This window comes from Xylophilus sp. ASV27 (assembly GCF_016428875.1).
In the GTDB taxonomy this organism is placed as follows: Bacteria; Pseudomonadota; Gammaproteobacteria; order Burkholderiales; family Burkholderiaceae_C; genus Xylophilus.
The window spans coordinates 1-1,829 of the sequence record NZ_JAELTO010000219.1 but is presented as its reverse complement, the minus strand read 5'-3'; the positions used below and the strand labels follow the sequence as shown (position 1 = coordinate 1,829).

Genomic DNA, 1,829 nt, shown 5'->3' with positions numbered 1-1,829 from the left:
GGGCAGCACTGCGCGCTCAAGCTGGGGCGGCACCGCATTCGCGTCAACACCCTGGTGCCGGGCGCGTTCCGCACGGCGCTGTGGGACAAGCACGCGCTGGGCAGCGGCATGCTGGCCGAGAACAAGTTCGCCCGCATGCAGCCGCTGCCCATCGAGGGCCAGCCGCGCTACATCGCCGATGCGGCGCTGTTCCTGGCGTCCGACATGTCGGAGTTCGTGACCGGCGTCGTCCTGCCGGTGGATGGCGGCATGACGCTGCACCGCAACTCGCATGCATCGGTCGAAGGCTGACCGCCCCCGCCCGAGGAGACCGCATGTCCGAACATCCGAGCACCGCGCGGCCCGCAGAGCGGCGCCGGCGGCACTGGTCGCAGCAGACCATCGTGACCCTGCTCACGGTGGCGCTGTTCGCGGGTTTTTCCGCCTTCCTTCCTGGCTTCCTGTCTGCAGGCAACCTGGTGGGCCTGCTGCAGTCGGTGGCCACCCTGGGCCTGCTCGCGCTGGGCATGGGCATGGTCGTGATCGCGCGCGGCATCGACCTGTCGATGATCGCGACGCTGGCGACGCCGCCCGCTCTGATGCTGCACCTGGTGGGCAACGGCGCCGGCGTCGGCGTGGCCTTTGCGGCGGCGTTGGCGCTGGCCGTCGCGTTCGGCCTGCTCAATGGCTGGCTGGTCGCCTATGCCGAGATGGCCCCGTTGTTCGCGACGCTAGCCTCCGGGCTGCTGCTGTACGGCCTGGGCGGCGGGGTTTTCTTCTCCAACGACATCGTGCCCTGGCCGAGCCTGCTGGACGGCTGGTCCTGGATCGGCAGCTCCACCCTGTTCGGGGTGCCCACGCAGGTGCTGGTCTTCGCACTGGCTGGCGCGGTGTTGTGGCTGTTCCTCCAGTGCACGCGCATGGGCCGGTTCATCTACGCGATGGGCGACAACCCGCAAGGGGCCAGGGTGGTGGGCATCCCCACGCGCCCGATGACGTTGCTGCTGTACGTGGCCAGCGCGCTCATCGGCCTGTTGGCCGGGGTGGTGATGGCGGCCTCGCTCCATGCCATGCCGATCCGCATCTACGCCTCCACGCTGATCTACGACGTGATCCTGGTGGTGGTGCTGGGCGGCATCGGCCTGTCGGGCGGGCGCGGCGGCGTGTCCAGCGTGCTGGTGGGCACGCTGCTGATCGGCGCCCTGCTGAACGCCATGACGCTGATGGATGCCAACTACTCCGTGCAAAACCTGGTCAAGGGCAGCCTGCTGCTGCTCGCGATTGTCGCGGACTCGCGGCTGAACCCCCGCAACGAAGAAACGGCCCAGCACGGCGACATCTGACGCGCATGCCTTTTCCCAACGACTTCAAAGGAGACAAACCATGAACCGATTCGCCAAACCCCTCACGGCCCTTTGCCTGGCGGCCACCGCCCTGTGCGCCCTGGCGCAGACCCAGGGCGCGGAAGACCCGCTGCGCGGCGCATACCACGGCGCCCTGTCGGGCAAGAAGGTCGTCTTCGTGTCCTTCCTGCTCGCGGAGCCGCTGTCGCAGGGTTGGTACCACGGCCTCAAGGACGCGTTCGAGCCGCTGGGCGTGAAGGTGGAGGCGCGCGACGCCAACCTCAGCGCCAGCGCGGGCGCGCAGGCGCTGACCCAGGCCATCGCCCAGAGGCCCTCGGTGATCGTGGTCCAGAACCCGGACCTGACGGTGTACGCGCGCCTGATCCAGCAGGCCGAGGCGGTCGGCATCCACGTGCTGTCCATCAACCTGCCATCGAAGGCGGCGGGCGCGGGCTACATCGGCCCGGACTGGACGCGCATCGGGGAAATGCTGGCGGAGTCCTCGGT

General features: G+C 69.1%; 3 protein-coding genes. All 3 read left to right on the top strand.

From position 1 onward, the window contains the following. Window positions 1–291, top strand: a 291-nt coding sequence (locus JHD63_RS22445) for an SDR family NAD(P)-dependent oxidoreductase (protein ID WP_198973003.1), incomplete at its 5' end; no start/stop codon positions are given. Window positions 292–314: 23 nt separating this feature from the next. Then, window positions 315–1,322, top strand: coding sequence for an ABC transporter permease (locus JHD63_RS22440; RefSeq protein WP_198973001.1), 1,008 nt, complete (start codon window positions 315–317; stop codon window positions 1,320–1,322). Window positions 1,323–1,362: 40 nt separating this feature from the next. Further along, window positions 1,363–1,829: substrate-binding domain-containing protein (locus JHD63_RS22435; RefSeq protein ID WP_198973000.1), on the top strand; the 467-nt coding region annotated here is incomplete at its 3' end.

Bases quoted from the DNA above. Each gene is read 5' to 3' on its own strand.
- JHD63_RS22440 (WP_198973001.1), top strand. From the start codon at position 315: ATGTCCGAACATCCGAGCACCGCGCGGCCCGCAGAGCGGCGCCGGCGG.